This window comes from Streptomyces sp. JLSY215 (assembly GCF_059682825.1).
The window spans coordinates 3,176,294-3,192,877 of the sequence record NZ_CM185022.1 but is presented as its reverse complement, the minus strand read 5'-3'; the positions used below and the strand labels follow the sequence as shown (position 1 = coordinate 3,192,877).

Below are 16,584 nucleotides of genomic sequence, written 5' to 3'. Positions count from 1 at the left end.
GGGTAACGGGCGGCTCAGCTGCTGTGCAGCGTGTTGAAGTCGACCTGGCCGGTCTTCTCCAGAACCGTGATGTGGTCCAGCACGGTGGAGTTGGTCTTGTCCGCCAGGGCGCGCACCATCGAGTTGCGGGTCTGGTCGCGGACCAGCGCGATCAGCCCGAAGACCTTGCCGTGGGACCGGCGCAGCAGCTCGGCGAAGAGGGCGGGGTACTCCGCATCCGAGGCGGAGTTGAGCTGCGCGAGCCAGCCCTGCTGCTCGGGGGTGGGCTGGTTGGGCAGCGCGATGCCCAGCGCCCGCCCGGCCTCCACCGACCGTCGGTCGAGTTCGGTGTGGCCGGCCACGAGGTGGTTGCCCGCGGTACGTATCGCGGCGGTCTTTCCGCGTTCCTGGGCCTGCCGGCCCGCGGGCATCTCCCACAGCCCGGCCAGCCTGACCTTGCGCACGAAGTCCCGGTCCATGGGGCTGAGCGGCCCGAAGCGGGTGGTGACCGTGCCGCCGCCGTCGTCGTCGTACGAGACGGTGTTGGTGGCCGCGGCGGCCGTCTCACCGAAGAGCTGTACGGGCAGCAGCAGCGCCGCGAGCGTGGCCACGAGCGCCGCTACGACCAGTCCGGTGGCGATGGTCCGCCCGGATGCTGCGGAGTTGCTGATGATCGACCGCACATGGCCTCCCGGTTTCGTCTCCGTGGTGGGCCCCCGGCTGGGGCCCACCGGAATGCCACCGGACGCTAAGTGCCGGGCCGGGCCCATGGCCCGGGGTCCTCACCCCTGGACAAATAACGGCCGGGCCCGGCGCGGCGCTGCTACGGTCCGCGTGCGGGCCCGGTCATCGGAGCGGCGGGGGCTTCAGCGTGCGTACGGTCCCGCGGCCGCCGCCCGGCGCCGCTGCGCGCGCGAGGTGCGCACCTCGCGCTCGCCCTGCAGGCGCGCTGCGCGCACCTCGCGCTCCCCCTGCGCGTACATGGCGTCGATCTCCGCCGCATACGCCCGGACGATCGCCGCCCGGCGCAGCTTCAGCGACGGGGTCATCAGCCCGTCCTCCTCGCTGAACTCGCCCGGCAGGATGCGGAACGCGCGGATCGACTCGCCGCGCGAGACCGCGCTGTTCGCCCGCGCCACCGCCCGCCGGACCTCGGCCCGTACCTGCGCCTCCGGCGACGGGTCCGGGCCGTCCGGGGCCCGGCCGCCGGCGCCCCGGCCGTACGCGCCGTCGCCGTACGCATCCCCCTGGCCGTACGCATCGCCCAGGCCGTACGCGTCGTCCGGACCCTGCGCGTCGTCCGCGCCCTGCGCCGCGTCCCGTCCGGCGTCGAGCCGCCGCCAGTGCGCCAGCGCCTCCGGATCCAGGGTGATCAGCGCCGTCACATACGGCCGGTTGTCGCCCACCACCACGCACTGCGAGATCAGCGGATGGCTGCGCAGCCGCTCCTCCAGTCCCTGCGGGGCCACGCTGTTGCCGCCGCTGGTGATGATCATGTCCTTCTTACGGCCGGTGATGACCAGATAGCCGTCGTCGTCCAGATGGCCGAGGTCACCGGTCGGCAGCCAGCCGTCGTACAGCCCGCCGCCCGGCGCGTCCCCCTCGTCCAGATAGCCCGCGAACACCACCGGGCCGCGCACCCACACCTCGCCGTCCAGCGCCAGATGCACCGCGCTCCCCGGCAGCGGCAGCCCCACCGTCCCGAACCGCACCCGTCCCGGCGGCTGCACGGTGATCGCCCCGGTGGTCTCCGTCAGGCCGTATCCGTCGTAGACGGTGATCCCGGCGCCCGCGTAGCACAGACCCAGCTCCCGCAGCAGCGGCGAGCCCCCGGAGACCCCGGTGCGCACCCGCCCGCCCAGCAGCTCCCGGATACGGGAGTACACCAGCCGGTCGTAGACCGCGTGCCGCGCCCGCAGGAACGGGTCGGGGCCGCGCCCGCCCTGCGCCTGCGCCGCGACCGCCTCCGCGTACCGCACCGCCACCGCCATCGCCGCGTCGAACATCCGCCGCCGTCCGGCCTGTTCGGCGGCCATACGGGCGCGGTCGCAGATCTTCTCGTAGATGTACGGCACCGCGAACAGGAACGTCGGCCGGAACGACGCCAGCGCCGCCAGCAGCGCGTCCGACGTCAGATCCGGCTGGTGGCCGAGCAGCACCCCGCCGCGCAGACAGGCCACCTGGACCATCAGCCCGTAGATGTGCGCCAGGGGCAGGAACGCCAGCAGCGAGGGGCGTTTCCCCGGGGCGGCGAGGAGGCCGCCCCAGCCCGCGTAGAGGGTGTCGCACTCGGCGGCGAGGTTCGCGTGGGTGATCACGCAGCCGCGGGGGATCCCCGTGGTCCCCGAGGTGTGCACGATCGCGGCGACGGAGCCGGGGGTGACCGCGCGGCGCAGCCGGTGCACATCCGCGTCGGTCAGCCGGGTGCCCTCCTCCGTCAGCCGCCGGACGCAGTCCCGGTCCAGCTGCCACAGCCGCCGCAGCCCCGACGTCTCGTCGCAGGCCGCGGCCACGGTCATGGCCCCCACCTCGTTCTCGACGACGATCGCGGAGACCCGCGCGCCCGCGAGGATGCAGCGCAACTGCTCGGCGGAGGCGGTCGCATAGACCGGTACGAGCTCCGCGCCGATCGCCCAGAGGGCATAGCTGAACAGCGTCCACTCGTAGCGGGTACGGGACATCACCGCGACCCGGGCGCCCGGCCGGACCCCGTCCGTCAGCAGCCCCTTGGCCAGCGCCATGACCTCGTCGCGGAATTGTGCCGCCGTCACATCCCGCCAGATCCCGGGGGCTCTGGCGTCGCGGCGGGCGAGTTGCACGAAGTCCGGCTGATAGGCGGCGGTGTCGAAGACGGAGTCGGCCAGGCCGCCGGTCCGGAGCGGCGCCGCCAGGGCCGGAACGCTGATGTCGCGCACAGCACCTCCTAGGTGTTCCCCCTTGATTCCCCCTGCTCCGCCGCCCGTCCCTGGCGGCAGGGAGGGCAAGTTACCGGCCGGTCTCCCGGCTGCCCAGATCCCGGGCTACTCTTGAGCGGAAGACGACAAGGACCGTGCGCGAGGAGGGGCAGGGATGTACCGCATCGCCGACGCCTGGCGCCTGTACACCACTGCCCTCTTCTTCCTGCTCGCCGGACTCCTGCTGGCCCAGACGGGCCTGACGTCGGCTCTGACGGCCGCCGCCACCACCGCCGCGGTCCTGCTGCTGTGCAGCGCCTTCCTGCTCGCCGTGTGCGCCCGGCCGTTGCCGCCGGGCCGGATCCGTACGGCCATCCGCGACCGCGAGCGCCGTACGGCATTCCTGCCGCAACGCGATCCCGACGCGGCCGGCCGCCCGCGTCCCCGGGCACCGGGCCGTTCCCTCCCGACGGCCGCGTAGACGCCGGGTTCGTACCGCGCCTCCCGCAGTTCCCCCTGCGTCCACGCCGCTCGTCACGCCGCTTCCGCACCATCTCCCGGCACGACGAGACCCGTGGAGGGCTCATCCATGTCCGTTTTCGACTTCCTCGGTGAGGGGCTGGCGCGCGGCGCCGACGCCCTCACCCCGCTGTTCGGTACCGCGGCCACGGCCGCCGCCATCGTTCTGTTCACCCTCGCCGTACGCGCCGCGCTGCACCCGCTCGCCCGCGCCGCGGCCCGCGGCGAGAAGGCCCGCGCCGCCCTCGCCCCGCAGCTTGCCGCCCTCCAGCGCAAGCACAAGGGCAACCCGGAGCGCCTGCAGAAGGCGATGGCCGACCTCTATGCCAAGACCGGCGCCTCACCCCTCGCCGGCTGCCTGCCCACCCTCCTCCAGCTCCCCGTCTTCTTCGTCATGTACCACCTCTTCTCCACCGGGGGCGGCGCCCTGCTCGGCCACACCCTGCTGGGCGCCCCGCTCGGCGGGCACTGGAGCGACGCGCTCGCCGACGGCGGGCCGTTCGGGCCGCACGGCCGGGTCTATCTCGCGCTGTTCGTCCTGATCGCCGCGGTCGCCACCTGGAACTTCCGCCGCGCACGGGCCGCGACGGCCGCCGCCCCAGCACCGGTCCCCGGAGGCGCCCCCGCGCTGCCCGGCCTGGGCGGGATGGCGAAGGTGATGCCGCTGCTGTCGTTCGGCACGCTGATCACCGTGGCCGTGGTGCCGCTGGCCGCCGGGCTCTACATGGTGACGACGACGACCTGGACGGCCTGTGAGCGGGCGCTGCTGCACCGGAAGCGGGACCCGAAGCGGGCCGACGGCGAGAAGCCGGAGCCGGCGGACGCCGCGGCCCGGACCAAGACCGGCGCCCTCCCCGCCAAGGATGCCGCCACCCCCGGCACGGACCGGAAGACACCGCCGCACAACGGCCCGGCGAAGCGGCGCACCCCCAAGACCCGCGCCGCACGGAAGCGGGCGGCCGGCGCCCAGCACCACGCCAAGCGGGCGGAGAACGGCACCCGGACCGCGGAACCCACCCCACCGGAAACCGTTACTACCCCTCAGTAACGGTCCACTCCCTGAACGGGGTCTTGCGGACTGGACCCCGTTCTTGGACGATCGACCAAATCGCCCGATGGCCGTCCCCCATCGGCCGGCCCAGGAAGACCTTTCCCGGGCCGACCCTTCGACCACGGGAGTTGTACCGATGAAGCTGCTGCGTGTCGGAACGGTGGGGGCGGAACGCCCGGCGCTGCTCGACGAGGCCGGGGTCCTGCGGGACCTTTCCGGCCTGGTCCCGGACATCAACGGGGCACTGCTCGCGGACGACGGGGCGCTGGCGCGGATCCGCGCCGCCGCCGCGTCCGGCGAGCTGCCCGCACTCGACGCCGCCGGGCTGCGCACCGGCGCCCCGGTGGCCGGGATCGGCAAGGTCGTGTGCATCGGGCTGAACTACCACGACCACGCCCGGGAGACGGGGGCCGCGACCCCCGAGGAGCCGATCATCTTCATGAAGGCCCCGGACACGGTCGTCGGCCCCGATGACACGGTGCTCGTACCCCGGGGCAGCGAGAAGACCGACTGGGAGGTCGAGCTGGCGGTCGTCATCGGCCGCACCGCCCGCTACCTGGAGAGCGACGAGGAGGCGCTCGCCGCGGTCGCCGGATACGCGGTGGCGCACGATGTCTCCGAGCGCGCGTTCCAGATAGAGCGCGGCGGCCAGTGGGACAAGGGCAAGAACTGCGAGACGTTCAACCCGCTGGGCCCCTGGCTGGTGACCGCCGACGAGGTCCCCGACCCGCAGGCGCTCGGCATCCGCCTCTGGGTCAACGGCGAACTCAAACAGGACGGCACCACCGCCGAGCAGATCTTCCCGGTGGCGGAGGTGGTCCGCTACGTCAGCCAGTTCATGACCCTCTACCCCGGCGACGTCATCAACACCGGCACCCCGGCGGGCGTCGCCATGGGCCAGCCCGAACCCAAGCCGTATCTGCGGGCCGGCGACGTGGTGGAACTGGAAATCGACGGCTTGGGCCGCCAGCGGCAGGCGCTGCGCTCGGCCTGATTCCCACGTTGTCGGCTGCGGCGCCGCGGTGGTTGTTCGCCGTTGCGCCTGCGGCGGGCGTGGGTTTGTCGGGTGCGGTGCCACCCCTCCGGACTTCGTCCTGCGGGGTGGCCCCTCCCGTGGGTGGGTGGGAAGAGCCGGTGGGGGCGGGCGTTCCGTGTCGGGTGCAGGTGGTCGTGTCCACCAGGCACACCTGACCACCGACGTCCGCCCCCGCCGTCCTTCTCTCCACCCCCAACGGGGAGGGGGCGGGCCGCAGGACGGAGTCCGGAGGCCCGGTCCCGCGGCCGAACAGCCCCGCGCAAGCGGCACCGCCCGCCGCAGGCGCAACGGCGAGACAGCCCCACGGCGGGCAAGCTGGAAACGTCGGCCCAGGCAAAGCGCAGCGGAGGGGCCGAAAACGTGGGGCGCAGGCTACGCGCAGCGCACCGTACGGCCCTCGGCCGCCGACAACTTCGCCGCCTCCAACACCCGCAGCGCGGCCGCAGCTTCCAGGGCGGTGACCGGCGGATCACCGCCCTCCCGCAGGGCGCGCGCGATCGCGGCGTAGTACGCGGGGTAGTCGCCGGGCAGGGTCGGTACGGGCTCGCCGCCGCCGGACCGCGGGGAGGCCCCCGCGCCGAGCCGGCCCCAGCCGGACTTCGGCTCCACGCCCCACTCCACGCCCTCGGTGCCGGGCCGCAGCCCCTCGCGCAGCGCGGCCTCCTGCGGGTCCAGGCCGTGCTTGGTGTAGCCCGCCTTGCTGCCCAGCACCCGGAAACGGGGCCCCAGCAGGGGGGTGGTGGCGCTCACCCACAGATGGGAGCGGACGCCGTTGGCGTGGGTGAGCGCGATGAACGTGTCGTCGTCGGCCTCCGCGCCCGGACGGCGGATGTCGGCCTCGGCGTATACGGAGACGACCGGGCCGAAGAGGGTCAGCGCCTGGTCGGCGAGGTGGCTGCCGAGGTCGTAGAGCAGCCCGCCGATCTCCGCCGGGTCGCCGGACTCGCGCCAGCCGCCCTTGGGCTGCGGCCGCCAGCGTTCGAAACGGGACTCGAAGCGCCGGATGTCGCCGAGCGCGCCGTCCTCGATGAGCTTGCGGACGGTGCGGAAGTCGTTGTCCCAGCGGCGGTTCTGGAAGACCGAGAGCAGCAGGCCGCGGTCGGCGGCGAGCGCGGCGAGCTCCTCGGCCTCGGCGGCGGTCGCGGCGAGCGGCTTGTCGACGACCACCGGGAGCCCGGCCTTCAGGGCGGCGGTGGCGAGCGGGACATGCGTCTTGTTCGGGCTGGCCAGGACGATCAGGTCGAGGTCGGCGGCGCGGCCGAGGACGGCCTCGGGGCTGTCGACCGTACGGACCTGCGGGTGTTCGGCGCGGGCCTGCGCCTGGCGCTCCGGGTTGGAGGTCGAGACGGTGTCGAGGACCAGGCCGTCGGTGGCGGCGATCAGGGGGGCATGGAAGACCGAGCCGGCCAGGCCGTAGCCGATGAGGCCGACGCGGAGCGGTGGGTGGGGGGCGCCGTGGGGGTCCCCGGCGGCTCGCGGCTCGCTCATCTCACTCATTTCGCTCAAGTCGCTCAACTTGCTCATGGGACTCCACTTAAGCAACGCTGTTGCCAAAGCGCAAGTGGTGGGGACAATGGGTGGGTGACGAGTAACGAAACGGTGGGCCACCCGGGCGCCAACCTCCCCGCGCTGCGCGGGCACAACGCCGCGCTGGTGCTCGGGCTGCTGCGGGCGGCGGGGGAGCAGGGCGTGAGCCGTCTGGAGCTTGCCGCGGCCACGGGGCTGACCCCGCAGGCCGTCAGCAAGATCACCGCGCGGCTGCGGGACGACGGCCTGGCGGGCGAGGCGGGCCGCCGCGCCTCCACGGGCGGCAAGCCCCGCACGGTCCTGCGGCTGGTCCCCGGTGCCCGGCACGCCATCGGGCTCCACCTGGATCGCGATGAGCTCACCACCGTGCTCGCCGATCTCGCGGGCGAGCCGGTCGCCGTGCGCCGCGCCCCGCTCGCCTTCGAGGCGGGCGCCGAGCAGGTGTTGACCGCCGTCGAACGAGAGGTCGCCGCGCTACGGGCCGGGGCCGGCGACCCGCTCGTCCTGGGGGTGGGCGTCGCCTGCCCCGGCCCGCTGGACCACACCGCCGGGGTGCTGCACCGGGTCACCGGCGCGCCCCAGTGGGACGGCTTTCCCCTGCGGGACGCGCTCGCCGAACGGCTCGGCCTGCCCGTCGTGCTCGACAAGGACACCAATGCGGCGGCCCTCGGCCTGGCGCAGGGGATATCGGAGGGGGCCGGGTCGTTCGCGTATCTGCATCTGGGGACCGGGCTGGGCGCCGGGCTGGTGCTGGGCGGCGGGCTGTACCGCGGGACGCGCACCGGGGCCGGGGAATTCGGTCACCAGGTGGTGCAGTTGGACGGCCCGGTGTGCGGGTGCGGTAAGCGCGGCTGTGTGGAGGCGCTGTGCCTGGCGGCGGTGGCGTGCGGCGATCTGGCGGAGGCCGCGCGGGTGCTGGGAGTGGGCGCGGCCAATCTGGTGGAACTGCTCGACGTGGACCGCGTGCTGCTCGGCGGGCGCACCGTATGGGAAAAGCCGGAGGGGTTCGTGGCGGGCGTGGCCGAAGTGCTCGGCGAGCGGGCCCGTACCCGGGGCGGGGCCGCGGCCGCGGTGCCGGTCGCGCTCGCCCGGGGCGGCGCACGGACGGTCGTGGACGGGGCGGCGCAGCTGGTGCTGGCGCCGCTGTTCGGGCCGCGGCATCCCGCCCTCGCGGCGAGCCGGGATCTCGTATAGCGGGAGCTCGTGCAGCGGGATATTCGCGCGTCCGCTTCCCGCGTCCGCTTTCCGCGACCTCTTCCCGCGTCCTCTTCCCGCGTCCTCGTCCGGGAGGCGTCGGGGTCCGCCTGACGGCGGCCAACCGTGATCGACGGAAAGTCAGCTGATAAGGCGGGATCCGTCGGCCGGTCGGGCGCAAGCGCCGTCGCGCTCGTCCGGTGCCGCGGGGCGGGCATGGCAGCCTCTTGTGAGGGGCCCGGCCTCGGCCCCGAGCCCCGCGCCCCCGAGCCCCTGGAGCACCCGCGGCCCCGAGCCCTTCGAGCAGCGGAGGAACGCCATGCACCCGCCCGGCGCACGACGTCCGCGCACCGTACGCCAGATGCTCGTCTCCGGTACGGCGCACCGCACCGCCCGTACCGCGCTCGCGGCGGGTCTGCTCTCGGGCGTACTGGGCACCACCACCGCCCTCGCCAGCGCCCAGCCGGCCGGGCCCGTCCCCACCCTCTCCTGCGGCCGCCCGGACAGCCCGAGCTTCCCCATCGACTCCCGGGTCCAGGGCGGCCCGTCCGTCTACACGGCGGGCGGCGCCTGGGGGACCTGGCAGCTGGAACTGCGCAACACGACGGACGCGGTCTGCGAGGACGTCCACCCCATCGTCGTCCTGAGCGCGGCCCGTCACGGCCTGCGGCCCGAGCGGATCCGGCTGGAGTACCGCGACCCGGCCGGCGGCGACTGGCGCCCGGTCCCCTTCGAGGCCACCGATCACGAGGAACAGATCGGGGTGTTCGCCAAGTCCGCCGAGTCCGCCAAGTCCGCCAAGTCCGCCAAGACTGGCCAGTCCGCGGAGAGCGGCGAGCCGGGCAGCGGAGGGCGGGGCCGCGCCCCCGGTGGCGGGCTGACGGTACCGGCCATGGGGAGGGTGACCGTCCCGATCCGGCTGCGGTTCGCCGCCGACACCGTCCCGGGCCCGGTCACCGCCAACGTCACCACCGTCCAGCGCCGCGGCAGCGACGGCGAATGGATCGGCCAGTCCGGCGACTACCGCTTCGCCGTCCGGCCGGGCGCCTCCGCGGCACCCGGCTCCCCGGAGTCCGCCGCGCCCGATGACTCCGCCGCGCCCCCGGAATCCCTCCCGCCCCCGGAATCCCTCCCGCCCGGGGAATCCGCCCCGCTCCCGGAAGCGGCCCCACCCCCGGATTCCGCCCCGCCGCCCGAACTCGCCGCCACCGCCCAGGGGCCGGTGCGGGCGCTCGCCGTGGCGGCCGGCGGCCTGTTCGTCGCCGGGGCCCTCCTGCTGGCCGGGGCCCGCCGCCTGCGCCGTTGATCCTTCGTGATGCGAGGATCACGAGGTGGAGTACCAGTACGGCCAGGAACCTGGCGCACCCATCCGGTCCGGCATCCCCGAGCACGGACGCATTCCCAAGTACTACGCGGCAAAGGTCGAAATCGCCGCGCTGCTCAAGGAGTTGGGGGAGGGAGAGCCGCTGCCGGCCGAGCGGGATCTGGCGCTGCGCTTCGAGGTGTCCCGCGAGACCCTGCGCCAGGCCCTGCGGGAACTGATCCTGGAGGGACGGCTGCGGCGCCTGGGGCGCGGCACGGTCGTCGCGGGCCCCAAGATGGAGCAGCCCCTCTCGCTGGCCAGTTACACCGAGGGCGTACGCCGCCAGGGCCGCACGCCCGGCCGTCATCTCGTCGGCCTCGACCGCTTCCCGTGCCCGGCGCCGCTCGCCGAGGACCTCGGGCTCCAAGTGGGCGATTTCGTATGGCACATGGAGCGGGTGCTGCTCGCCGACGAGGAGCGGGTCGGCCTGGAGAGCACCTACGTCGCGGCCGACCGGGTCCCGCACCTGGATACCGACTTCACCCCCGACTCCTCCTTCTACGCCTACCTCCACGACCGGCTCGGCATCGGCTTCGGCGACGCGGACGAGCGGCTGGAGACCGTACTGGCCACCCCGCGCGAGGCGCTACTGATCGGTACGCCGGGCGCGCTGCCGATGCTGCTGATCCACCGGCTGTCCCGGGACACGGAAGGCCGCCCGCTGGAACGGGTGCGCTCGCTCTTCCGAGGCGACCGCTTCTCGTTCACCACGCATTTGGGGACGGCGGCGCCGACGCCGCACTGAGGCGCACGGCGGCGGGGGGAGGGAGGGACGGGGGAGGGGGCGGGGACGGGCCGCGGCACCCCTGAACTCCCGACCCCCCTGAACTCCCGACCCCCCCCTGAACTCCCGACCCCCCCTGATCACGAAAAGATAACGGGTCTAGGCCAAACTTGAGGCCTTGTTCACCGTCGCGTCGCCGAACGTCCCCCGACGGGTCACCCTCCGCCACGACCGTCTGGGGCATGCGAGTCATAGTTGTCGGAGCCGGTGTGCTGGGGACCATGCACGCCTGGCACGCAGTCGAACGGGGCCATGAAGTCCTGCACATCGAGCGGGAGGCCGAGGCCCGCGGCGCCTCGGTGCGTAACTTCGGGCAGATCTGGGTCAGCGGCCGGGCGGGCGGCGCGGAGCTGGACACCGCGCTGCGGGCCCGCGAACTCTGGGAGGGCATCGGCGCCCAGGTCCCCGAGCTGGGCTTCCGTGCCATCGGCTCGCTGACCGTCGTCAAGAACGCGGCGGAGAAGGCCGTGGCCGAGGCCGCCACCCGCCGCCCCGACGCCGCCGCCCGCGGCTACAAGCTGCTCTCCGCCGACGAGGCCCGCGAGCTCAACCCCGCACTGCGCGGCGAGTTCACCGGCGCCCTGTGGTGCGAGCGGGACGGCGCCGTCGAGCCACGCATCGCCCAGCGCGCCCTGAAGGCCAAGCTGCTGGAGTCCGGCCGGTACACCTACTTGGGCGGCCGCGAGGTCCGCGCGGTGGTGGGCGAGCGCGCCGTACGCGACGACCACGGCGACACTCACCACGGCGACGCCGTCATCCTGTGCACCGGCGCCTGGCTCGGCGGCCTGGTCCGCGAGCTGATCCCGGACCTGCCGGTGCGCCGCGTACGCCTCCAGATGATGCAGACCGACCCGCTCGGCGAGCCGCTGACCACCTCCGTCGCCGACGCCGACAGCTTCCGCTACTACCCGGCGTACCGCGGCGACGCCCTGGACGCGCTCAACACCGGCCAGGCGCAGGCGCCGACCGCTGCCGCACACAAGATGCAGCTGCTGATGGTGCAGCGCGCCGACGGCGGACTGACCATCGGCGACACCCATGAGTACGAGTCGCCGTTCGCCTTCGACACCGTCGAGGAGCCGTACGAGCACCTGACCGGCGTCGTCGAATCGATCCTGGGCCGCCCACTGCCGCGCATCCGCCACCGCTGGGCCGGGGTGTACGCGCAGTGCACCGACACCAGCCGGGTGGTCCACCGCCAGCAGGTCCGGGACGGCGTCTGGCTGGTCACCGGCCCCGGCGGGCGCGGGATGACCTGCTCCCCGGCGATCGCCGAAACCACGGCGAACGACCTGGGCTGGTGAGCGAGTTGACCGAGGCAAGCGAACGGAACGAAATGAACGAGAACACCGCACGGGACGCGAACACCGCAGCCAACGAGAAGATCTCCCTGATGGTGCTCGACATGGCCGGCACCACCGTCGCCGACGGCGGCCTCGTCGAGCGGGCTTTTGATGCGGCGGCGCAGCGCCTGGGCGTCGAGCCGGGCAGTGCCGACCACGCCGAGAAGCTGGCCTATGTCCGCGCCACCATGGGCGAGTCCAAGATCTCCGTCTTCCGGCACCTGTTCGGCGACGAGGACGCGGCCCAGCGCGCGAACAAGGCCTTCGAGGAGGCGTACGGGGAGCTGGTGGACGGCGGGCTGATCGCGCCGGTCCCCGGTGCCCGCGAGGCGATCGAGGCGCTCCAGGACGCCGGCCGCACGGTCGTGCTCACCACCGGTTTCGCACGCGTCACCCAGAACGCGATCCTCGACGCGCTCGGCTGGCGCGACCTCGTCGGCCTGACGCTGTGCCCGGCCGACGCGGGCGGCCGGGGGCGCCCCTACCCCGACATGGTGCTGGCCGCGCTGCTGCGCACCGGCGCCGCCGATGACGTACGCCAGGTCGCGGTCGCCGGCGACACCTCGTACGACATGCTCAGCGGGCGGCGGGCGGGCGCAGGGATCGTGGCCGGGGTGCTCACCGGGGCACACGACGCGGCACAGCTGACCGCGGCGGGCGCCACCCACATCCTCGGCTCGGTCGCCGAACTGCCCGCCCTGGCAGGGGTGATCTGACATGGCCGCCGCCCCGGAGGCCGGGATCCGCTTCGACAACGTGTCCGTCGTCTACGGCAGGAACGCCAAGAACGGCAGGAACGGCAAGAACGGAAACAAGGGCAGCGACGGAAGCAGCGACGGAAGAAACGGCACCAGCGGCAAGGCAGGCGGGGCCGGCGGCGCGAACACCGTCCTGGACTCCTTCTCGCTGACCGTCGAACCGGGCGAGGTGATGGCCCTGCTCGGCCCGTCCGGCTCCGGCAAGACCACCGCATTGCGAACGGTCGCCGGTTTCGTCCAGCCGTCCTCGGGGCGGGTGCTGATCGGCGGCCGGGACGTCACCGGGCTGCCGCCGTACAAGCGCGGGATCGGCATGGTCGTCCAGCAGTACGCGCTGTTCCCGCACATGAAGGTCGCCGAGAACGTCGCCTTCGGCCTCAAGGCGCAGAAGGTACCGCGCGCCGAGATCGCCGGCCGGGTCGCCGAGGCGCTGGAGATGACCGGCATGGCCGCCTACGCCGCCCGGCATCCCAGGGAGCTGTCCGGCGGCCAGCAGCAGCGTGTCGCCATCGCCCGCGCACTGGCCATCCGCCCCGGTGTCCTCCTGCTGGACGAACCGCTCTCCGCCCTCGACGCCCAGCTCCGCTCCGGCATGCTCGCCGAACTCGCGCGCCTGCACCGGGAGCTGCCGGACGTCACCATCCTGTACGTCACCCATGACCAGGTCGAGGCGCTGACGCTGGCCGACCGGATCGCCGTACTGGACCAGGCCCGGCTGCGCGACTGCGGCACCCCGCAGCAGCTCTACCGGCGACCACGCACCGAATTCACCGCGTCGTTCGTCGGCACCGCGAATCTGCTGCCGGTCACGGTGGCCGGCGACGGCGTCCACTTCGCCGGCCGCAGGCTGACCGTGCCCGTGGACGGCGTGGCCGCGGGCGCCGCCGCCACCTTGTGCGTACGCCCCCATCTCGTCGGACTCGGCGAGAGCCCGGACAAGGGCGGCAACACCCTCCGCGGCACGATCACCGAGGTGCAGTGGCGCGGCTCGACGCACCGCCTGTACGCGGACGTCGACGGCCACCGCATCACGGCCGACCTGCGGGAACTGCGCGAGACCCCGGCCTTGGGGGAGCGGATCGCACTGCACTTCGCCCCCGAGGACGCCGTCCTCGTCCCGGCGGGGATCGGCGCGGACGGAGGCCAGGATGGCTAGCGCACCGGCCCGTCCGGCGGCGCCCCCGGCAACGGCCGCCGCACCGGCCCGGCCGCCCCGCATCCCCGCGGCCCTCTGGGCCCTCCCGCCCCTCACCGCCCTCGGCCTGGCCTTCCTCTACCCCCTCTCGCTGGTGGTGTGGCAGTCCTTCACCCCCGACGAGGGCGGCCACTCCCTGGCCCCCTACACCGCGGTCCTCGCCGAGGCCTCCTTCCGCGAGGCCCTCACCAACACCGTCCTGATAGCCGTCGGTGCGACCGTCGGTGCTCTCCTCCTCGGCCTGGTGCTCGCCCTGGTGATCGCCTTTGTGCCGTTCCCCGGCGGCAAGGCCCTCGCCCGCTTCATCGACATCTTCCTCGCCTTCCCCTCCTTCCTGATCACCCTCGCCCTGCTGTTCCTCTACGGCACCATGGGCGTGGCCAACGGCCTGTGGACGGACGCCACGGGCGCCGCCGCCGGCCCGCTGAACTTCCTGCACACCCCCTGGGGCGTACTGCTGGCCGAGGTCACCTACTTCACCCCGTTCGTGATGCGGCCCCTGCTGGCCGCCTTCTCGCAGGTGGAGACCGGGCAGCTGGAGGCCGCCGCGTCCCTGGGCGCCCGGCCGTGGCGGATCGTGCGGAGGGTGATCCTGCCCGAGGCGCTGCCCTCGCTGGCCGCGGGCGGCGCGCTCGTTCTCGTCCTGTGCCTCAACGAGTTCGGCATCGTGCTGTTCACCGGCGCCAAGGACGTCGTCACGCTGCCGATGCTCGTCTACACCAAGGCCATCCTCGACGGCGATTACACCGGCGCCTGCGTCGTAGCCGTCATCAACATCGCACTGTCCGTCGCTCTCTACGCCCTCTACCGGACCGTGGCGTCCCGCACGGGCCTGCGGCCCGGATCCCGCTCAGGAGGTGCGCCGCGTCATGCTGGTGCATAGCAAGGCCGCCCGCCGGGCCGCCCACACCCTCTTCTTCCTCCTCTTCGTCCCCGTCTTCGCGCTGCCGCTGCTGGTCATCGTCGCGGCGTCCTTCGCCACCAGCTGGAGCGGCGCCCTTCCCTCCGGCGCGACCCTGACCCACTATCAGGACATCGCGCGGGGAGACTCGGTGGCCGCCCTGACCACCAGCGTCCTGACCGCACTGGCCGCCAGCGCGGCCGCCCTCACCGTCGGCACCTGGGCCGCCCTGGCGGCGGAAAGGCTCGGCCGCCGCACGCGCCGCCTCCTCGACGCCCTGTTCGTCCTCCCGGTGGCCGTCCCCTCCGTCGTGGTCGGCCTCTCCCTCCTCGTCGCCTTCTCCCGGCCCCCGTTCCTCCTCAACGGCACCCCGGCGATCGTGATCACCGCCCATACGGTCCTGGTCACCGCGTTCGCCTATCAGTCCGTCACGGCCGCCCTCGCCCGCCTCGACCCGGCCTACGAACAGAGCGCCGCCGGCCTCGGTGCCCGCCCCGCCTACGTCCTGTGGCGGGTCAAGCTCCCCCTGCTGCTGCCGTCGCTGACCGCCGCCGTGGGCCTGTGCTTCGCGCTCTCGATGGGGGAGCTGAGCGCCACGATGATGATCTACCCCCCGGACTGGCTGCCCCTCCCGGTCCAGATCTTCGCCGCCACCGACCGAGGCTCCCTCTTCACCGGCGCCGCGCTGGCCGTGGCCTTGATGGCCACCACGCTCCTCGTCCTCCTCGCCGTCTCCCGCATCCGCACCAGGGCCTCCTACCGCTAGCCCGCTCCCGCTCCCGCCGTCCCCTTCCCGCTCCCGTCGTCCCTCTCCACCGCCTCTGCCTCGGCCTTCCCTCCACCGTCTCCGCCGTCCCCCGTCTCCACCGTCCCCCTCCACCCTTTTGAACACCATGAACGTCTGAGGAGTTGCACCGACATGTCCCGCCCCCTCCGCGTACCGCTCACCGCCGGTCTCGGCGCCCTCACCCTCGCCGCCGCCCTCACCGCCTGCGGCACCTCCTCCGCCGACCCCAACGCCAAGGAGATCACCGTCTACAGCGCCGACGGCCTCAAGAGCGAGAAGGGCGACGGCTTCTACGACAAGGTCTTCAAGGACTTCGAGAAGAAGACCGGCATCAAGGTCAACTACGTCGAGTCCGGCTCCGGGGCCGCCGTCCAGCGCCTGGCCCGCGAACGCGCCAACACCAAGGCCGACATCGTGGTCACCCTCCCGCCCTTCATCCAGCAGGCCGACGGCAAGGGTCTGCTGGACACCTACCGCCCCAAGGGCTCGGACCGGGTCGCCGCCGCCGACAAGGACCCGAACGGCAAGTGGACCTCCGTGGTCAACAACTACTTCTGCTTCATCTACAACAAGAAGGAGCTGAAGGAAGCGCCCAAGACCTGGGCCGATCTGACGGACGGCAGGTTCAAGGACAAGCTCCAGTACTCCACCCCCGGTGTCGCCGGCGACGGCACCGCCGTACTCATCAAGGCCATGCACGACTTCGGCGGCCAGGGCCCCGCCATGGCGTTCCTCAAGAAACTGCAGGCCAACAACGTCGGCCCGTCCTCCTCCACCGGCCAGCTCGCCCCCAAGACCGACAAGGGCGAACTCCTGGTCGCCAACGGCGACGTGCAAATGAACTACGCCAACATGAAGTCGATGCCCGACCAGGGCATCTTCTTCCCCGCCGCGAAGCCCGGCGGCAAGCCCTCCACCTTCGCCCTCCCCTACGCCGCGGGCCTGGTCAAGAACGCCCCGCACAGCGCCAACGCCAAGAAGTTCCTGGACTACCTGCTGTCCGAGGACGTCCAGAAGGAGGTCTCCTCGATCGGCGGCGGCTTCACCGCCCGCCAGGACATCAAGGCCACCGACACCAACGCCACCGCCCTCGCCAAGATCATGGACGGGGTAGAGGTCTTCCGCCCCGACTGGAGCGACATCGACAAGAACCTCGACACCTACGTCACCGCCTGGAAGACGGCCACCGGCAGCTGACAAGGACCACCATCAGCTGACCGCTCCCAGGACCACCGACAGCTGTCCGCTCCCCA

15 protein-coding genes are annotated in these 16,584 nt (G+C 73.2%); 12 read left to right on the top strand and 3 right to left on the bottom strand.

All coding sequences use genetic code 11. The features are described 5' to 3' along the window. Positions 1-14: 14 nt before the first annotated feature. Entirely contained in the window at positions 15-662 is a 648-nt protein-coding gene (locus AC5677_RS14215) for a DUF4142 domain-containing protein (RefSeq protein ID WP_497195412.1), read from the bottom strand. Positions 663-845: 183 nt separating this feature from the next. Continuing rightward, entirely contained in the window at positions 846-2,894 is a 2,049-nt protein-coding gene (locus tag AC5677_RS14210) for an AMP-dependent synthetase/ligase (RefSeq protein ID WP_497195411.1), read from the bottom strand. A 154-nt stretch (positions 2,895-3,048) separates the two neighbouring features. On the opposite strand from AC5677_RS14210, the gene AC5677_RS14205 reads away from it, so the two are divergent. The 3 genes from AC5677_RS14205 to AC5677_RS14195 all read left to right on the top strand — a co-directional run bounded on the left by AC5677_RS14205 (position 3,049) and on the right by AC5677_RS14195 (position 5,437). After that, positions 3,049-3,354 (top strand): DUF6412 domain-containing protein, encoded by a 306-nt coding sequence (locus AC5677_RS14205; RefSeq protein WP_497195410.1) that lies wholly within the window; start codon positions 3,049-3,051, stop codon positions 3,352-3,354. A 108-nt stretch (positions 3,355-3,462) separates the two neighbouring features. Further along, positions 3,463-4,440 carry a YidC/Oxa1 family membrane protein insertase gene (locus tag AC5677_RS14200; protein WP_497195409.1) on the top strand — a complete coding sequence of 326 codons (978 nt, stop codon included), beginning with the start codon at positions 3,463-3,465 and terminating at the stop codon, positions 4,438-4,440. A gap of 139 nt (positions 4,441-4,579) precedes the next feature. Next, positions 4,580-5,437: a fumarylacetoacetate hydrolase family protein gene (locus tag AC5677_RS14195; RefSeq protein ID WP_497195408.1), complete on the top strand. Its 858-nt coding sequence runs from the start codon at positions 4,580-4,582 to the stop codon at positions 5,435-5,437. A gap of 414 nt (positions 5,438-5,851) precedes the next feature. Here AC5677_RS14195 and AC5677_RS14190 read toward each other — a convergent pair whose 3' ends face one another. Further along, positions 5,852-6,967: a Gfo/Idh/MocA family oxidoreductase gene (locus tag AC5677_RS14190; protein WP_497195407.1), complete on the bottom strand. Its 1,116-nt coding sequence runs from the start codon at positions 6,965-6,967 to the stop codon at positions 5,852-5,854. A gap of 93 nt (positions 6,968-7,060) precedes the next feature. Here AC5677_RS14190 and AC5677_RS14185 point away from each other — a divergent pair, with 93 nt between their 5' ends. The 9 genes from AC5677_RS14185 (at position 7,061) to AC5677_RS14145 (ending at position 16,528) form a co-directional block, all read left to right on the top strand. Continuing rightward, complete coding sequence (locus AC5677_RS14185; RefSeq protein WP_497195406.1) at positions 7,061-8,200, top strand: ROK family transcriptional regulator; 1,140 nt, start codon at positions 7,061-7,063, stop codon at positions 8,198-8,200. Between the two features lie 319 nt (positions 8,201-8,519). Further along, a complete protein-coding gene (locus AC5677_RS14180; protein ID WP_497195405.1) occupies positions 8,520-9,506 on the top strand; it encodes a hypothetical protein in 987 nt (328 codons plus the stop codon). A gap of 25 nt (positions 9,507-9,531) precedes the next feature. Next, complete coding sequence (locus AC5677_RS14175; RefSeq protein ID WP_497195404.1) at positions 9,532-10,308, top strand: GntR family transcriptional regulator; 777 nt, start codon at positions 9,532-9,534, stop codon at positions 10,306-10,308. 221 nt (positions 10,309-10,529) lie between these two features. Further along, entirely contained in the window at positions 10,530-11,651 is a 1,122-nt protein-coding gene (locus AC5677_RS14170; protein ID WP_497195403.1) for a TIGR03364 family FAD-dependent oxidoreductase, read from the top strand. A gap of 32 nt (positions 11,652-11,683) precedes the next feature. Next, a complete protein-coding gene (locus tag AC5677_RS14165; protein ID WP_497195402.1) occupies positions 11,684-12,406 on the top strand; it encodes a phosphonatase-like hydrolase in 723 nt (240 codons plus the stop codon). 1 nt (position 12,407) lies between these two features. Further along, a complete protein-coding gene (locus AC5677_RS14160) occupies positions 12,408-13,604 on the top strand; it encodes an ABC transporter ATP-binding protein (RefSeq protein ID WP_497195401.1) in 1,197 nt (398 codons plus the stop codon). After that, positions 13,597-14,526 carry a 2-aminoethylphosphonate ABC transporter permease subunit gene (locus AC5677_RS14155; RefSeq protein WP_497195400.1) on the top strand — a complete coding sequence of 310 codons (930 nt, stop codon included), beginning with the start codon at positions 13,597-13,599 and terminating at the stop codon, positions 14,524-14,526. Before AC5677_RS14160 ends, AC5677_RS14155 begins: the two co-directional genes overlap by 8 nt. Further along, on the top strand, positions 14,513-15,310 hold the full coding sequence (locus AC5677_RS14150) for an ABC transporter permease (RefSeq protein WP_497195399.1): 798 nt from the start codon (positions 14,513-14,515) through the stop codon (positions 15,308-15,310). Before AC5677_RS14155 ends, AC5677_RS14150 begins: the two co-directional genes overlap by 14 nt. A gap of 153 nt (positions 15,311-15,463) precedes the next feature. After that, positions 15,464-16,528 carry a 2-aminoethylphosphonate ABC transporter substrate-binding protein gene (locus AC5677_RS14145; RefSeq protein ID WP_497195398.1) on the top strand — a complete coding sequence of 355 codons (1,065 nt, stop codon included), beginning with the start codon at positions 15,464-15,466 and terminating at the stop codon, positions 16,526-16,528. The last annotated feature ends 56 nt before the right edge of the window (positions 16,529-16,584 follow it).